This is a genomic window from Candidatus Enterococcus willemsii, assembly GCF_009933335.1.
Taxonomy (GTDB): Bacteria; Bacillota; Bacilli; order Lactobacillales; family Enterococcaceae; genus Enterococcus_F; species Enterococcus_F willemsii.
This window is the reverse complement of sequence record NZ_MAEL01000041.1, coordinates 1-4,300: the sequence shown is the minus strand read 5'-3', so window position 1 is coordinate 4,300 and position 4,300 is coordinate 1. Positions and strand designations below refer to the sequence as shown.

3 protein-coding genes are annotated in these 4,300 nt (G+C 34.9%); all 3 read right to left on the bottom strand.

Translation table 11 applies throughout. The features are described from left to right. Window positions 1-187 precede the first annotated feature (187 nt). Entirely contained in the window at window positions 188-1,081 is an 894-nt protein-coding gene (locus BAU17_RS07655; RefSeq protein ID WP_161902222.1) for a LysR family transcriptional regulator, read from the bottom strand. Window positions 1,082-1,219: 138 nt separating this feature from the next. Then, window positions 1,220-2,452, bottom strand: coding sequence for a 2,3-bisphosphoglycerate-independent phosphoglycerate mutase (apgM, locus tag BAU17_RS07650; RefSeq protein WP_237579095.1), 1,233 nt, complete (start codon window positions 2,450-2,452; stop codon window positions 1,220-1,222). 54 nt (window positions 2,453-2,506) lie between these two features. Next, window positions 2,507-3,985: an SLC13 family permease gene (locus tag BAU17_RS07645; RefSeq protein WP_161902221.1), complete on the bottom strand. Its 1,479-nt coding sequence runs from the start codon at window positions 3,983-3,985 to the stop codon at window positions 2,507-2,509. Window positions 3,986-4,300: the final 315 nt, after the last annotated feature.

The following is a 4,300-nucleotide window of genomic DNA, read 5'->3' as shown; positions in this document are numbered from 1 at the left end:
TCTTGGTTTTAATAGAACTAGGATAATTTCTCTACCAAAAACCACATATCTATCTTACCGCAAATAAGTGTAATAATGCACAATCAATTACATTTATCTGTGTTCTTTTCAAAATTAATATACATAAAATCCCCCTTATTCCCTTATGTAATAAGAGAGTTTCTTTATCCATCAACTAAAAATCCATCTACAAATTTTCCTCAGATACAAAGCTAGCAATGAATGCCTTAGCAGAATCACTTAAAGTTGTTTCCTCAAGATATACGACCATAATATCTCTATTTAGTGGGTAATCTTCTATTTCTAATGCGACTAATTTCCCACTTTTAATTTCTGGTTGAATAACTTGTTCAGAAACAATCGAAACACCAATGCCACGAATGACTGCTTCTCTAATACTAAACTGATTTCCTGATTCTACTTGAGAATTTTTCATAAATTCAGGGTTATCTAACTTTGATTGAATGAATTTATGAAGAGAGGAATCTTTACTTTTCGTTATATAGTACTCTTTATTCAATTCATTTAAATGAACGGTCTTCTTTTTCGCTAAAGGGTGTTTCGAATCCACGATTAAGACTAATTTGTCTACTCCAATGACGCATTTTTCACATTGAGATAAATGTGATGCTACATATTCTGATAAAATAGCAAATTCGATTTCTCGTTTTTCTAACATTGAAATAATAGTTATTGACTTTTCTATACAAAACTTGATTGTTGTATTAGGATGTATTTGGTTAAATTGCCGAAGATACTCTGGTAAAAAGTTTGAACCAAATGCTGTTGTCGTTCCAAATACAAGACTATTCTGTTCTTTCTTCTTTCTATCATCTATTTTCATAATTGCTTCTTCATATAAAGAAATAATCTGTTGCGCATAAGTATAAAACTCTTCCCCTGCATCTGTTAAGGTAAATTCTTGGCTTTTTCGATGAATCAAATTGATATTTAAATCTGCTTCTAGACTTTTAATATGCTTCGAAACATTGGGTTGCGACATAAATAATTTATCTGCTGCTCGCGTAAAGTTCCCTGTCTTGACAAGAGTTATAAACGTCTGTAGTTTCGTGATATCCAAAAGAACACCCCCTTCATTGAAAAGTATTGTATGTATAAATTCTTGACTTATTACTAACTATTTACACAAAAAGAAACGTTAATAGCCGATTCTTTTTGTGTTTTAGAATAGTTAGACATAAGGAGGATATATAACTCGTTAATTACCTTGTTTAGGTACAACTTCTAAATAATCTAATAAGCTCCATATAAACTGGTGACCCGTTAAGCGATTTAAGCGTCCCTTTCCGCATGCCTCTTCATCATAAGTTTGAACAGAATCTGCCAAAATTCCCGCTCCTGACATGACGACAGGTACAGGTTCTCCACTGTGCTCACCTTTTTCACAAGGTGTCGAATGATCTGCACATAAAGCAACAATGGCATCTTGAGGTAAATGCGGTAAAATATACCCTACCATTTCATCAAATTTCTCAATCGCAACTGCTTTTCCTTTTGGATCATTGTCATGGCCTTTTACATCTGTTGCTTTCATATGAACAAAAACGATATCATTCGTTTCTAACTCTCTTAAGGCCAATTTTGCTTTAAGCGCAACATCTGTATCCACATTACCAGTAAAGTTCTTATGTTGAATGGCTGTATAGCCGGATAATCTCGCTACACCCAATACAGTATCTTCACCCGCAATAACCGAACAGCTAAAACCTAATTCATCACCTAAATGCGGAATTTGTGTCATTCGCCCAGCACCTCTGGTAATAATAAAGTTTGCTGCCAAGTTTCCTTGCGCGACGCGGTCAATATTTACTGGATGATATTTTAATTGACAATAAGCTTTTTGGAGAAACTTATTGAGTATATCTGCCGTTTTCTTCGCTTCCGGTGTGTCATCCAATGGATAAACTTCATTGTATGGTTTGCCATCATTTGGAGCTTTCGGATCTGAATCCGATACTTGCGCACTTAATCCTTCCCCTCGCATCACAAGTACAGCACGATGTTCAGTCGCTTCCTTAAATTTAAAAACAACATCATCAATTTGCATGTTATTCAAAGCCTTTGCTAAATCTTCTGTTCCTTTTCGAATCCGTCCTGCTCGTCTGTCAATAATTACGGAACCATCATATGTTGCAAAGTTACATCGAAATGCAATATCTCCTTCGATTAAATCCAGCCCGACACCGGCCGCTTCAATTGGACCTCGTCCAGGATATTTAGTTGAATCATGACCAAATAAAACGATATGGCCCATATCAGTCCCTACCGTGATTCCTGGTGCAATTGGATCCATTAGACCCGTACTTCCTTTTGCTGCTAAAAAGTCTAAATGTGGCGTGGTTGCATATTGCAAAGGTGTCAAATTACCTAGTTCTCTATTTGGACGATCGCCTAAACCATCAGCAATCGCAACGATAATTTTTTTCTTCATAATATAAATACTCACTTCTTTCAATTATATTGTATGTGTGCTAACGGTTCTGTCTTATAAAACAATCTGTAGCCATGTGAAATAAACAATGGAAATAACAGAAGCATTAATAAAGCAAGAAATTAATCCGAATTTCAATTCGTCTAAGACAGAAAAGTACCCAGAACCAAAATAAAGCGTATTTACTTTTGAATGTGGTGGCAGTGTAATTGTTGAGGCAATACCAAATGAACAAGCGAGCGCTAATGAGACAGCATCCATTCCTAAAGTTAACGCAATTGAAATAATTGCTGGAATTAAAATAGTTGTCCGAACAGTTTTACTGGTAAAAATTAAATGGCTAAAAATGGTAATAAAAATTAAAATAACAGCCACGATAGAATGCGGTAAGCGATCTAAACCAATCGTCGCTACTAAACGTTCAATAATCCAAGTTGCTCCACCAGAGTCATTGAAAGCATTTCCCACAGCATATGCACCTGCTGAGAAAATCATTAAATCCCACTTAATATTAGCTTGTTTCCATGTCAATACACCGATTCCTGGTAGTAGACAAAGAAGCATCGCAAGCACTGCTGTTTGCTCTGTACTAATTGCAAAACCTAAGAGCGCTTCTTGATAATCACCTGTTGCCCATAAAATCAATGTGATTAAGAAAATAAATGCGGCTTTCTTTTCTTTTACTGACATTGATCCAAGTTCATCTAGTTGTTTCTTCAAAATTCCTTGAATGGTATTTGCTTTTTCTGGATCTTCATTATCTTCAGCATTAATGTTATACAATTTTACACCAACGAAAAAAGTAATTAATGCAGTTAAAACTGCTTGAGGAGCTGAACCAATCAACCATTGCATGTAGCCAATGCTTCCACCAGCCTGTTGATTAATAAAGCCCATCGCAATAACTTGAGCAGACGTAGCTGTCACCACCATGGATGTCGCAAAGGCATTGTTTTGTACTCCTTGTAACATCATCAATTTTCCAAATTTACTTTCCCCTGGGACAGCTTTATAAACTTCCAATAAAACAATCGCTATTGGCATAATTAATGAAGCTCTTGCTGTGGTGGATGGAACAAAGAAAGCTAGAATAAAATTAACTATCACTAAAACAGCCAATGTCCTTTTTTTCGTTTTACCAAAACGCGTCACCATAAATAAAGCCATACGTTTTCCTAAATTTGTTTCACTAATTGCAGATGTCAATACAAAAGCTGCAACCATCAGCCAAATTATGTCAAATCCTAATGTTCCAAAAGCAATTTCTTGGTCTTCAACTGCACCAATTAACGGAAGTAACAAAATAGCGATAATGGAGGTTTGATAAATTGGAATAGGTTTTGCCACCCACATAATTAATGCAGCAGAAAATATTGCTAAGCTTTTTTGCCCTTCAACAGTCATCCCATTTGGTAATGGCATAAAGAACAAGATAGAAAAGACAATTACTGATAAAGCAATTCCAATCCAGCCATTGCGATCAATGCCTAATTTTTTCGGCTGTTTTGAACCTTTTGTAAGAGAATCTTTCATTTGTATCCCTCTTTCTAACAAATATTTGTTTCTAGAGATGTTCGAACAAATCTTATATTCATAATAGAAGTAACCGCATACAAAATCCAATTCAAATAGATGCAAGAACTATAACAAAATGGCATAACGTTGATATGCTGTACGAAAAATAAGTATATATTAAAAAATACTCTTGTTATGCTCAACTTAGCCATAACAGACAGCTTCTTATTAAACAATTTGAGTTCTTTGATAATATTTTTCTACAAAAAAACACCAAAACCTTTGCTTGTTAAAGGTTTTGGTGTTTTTGAGTTATATTTGATTGGAAAATAT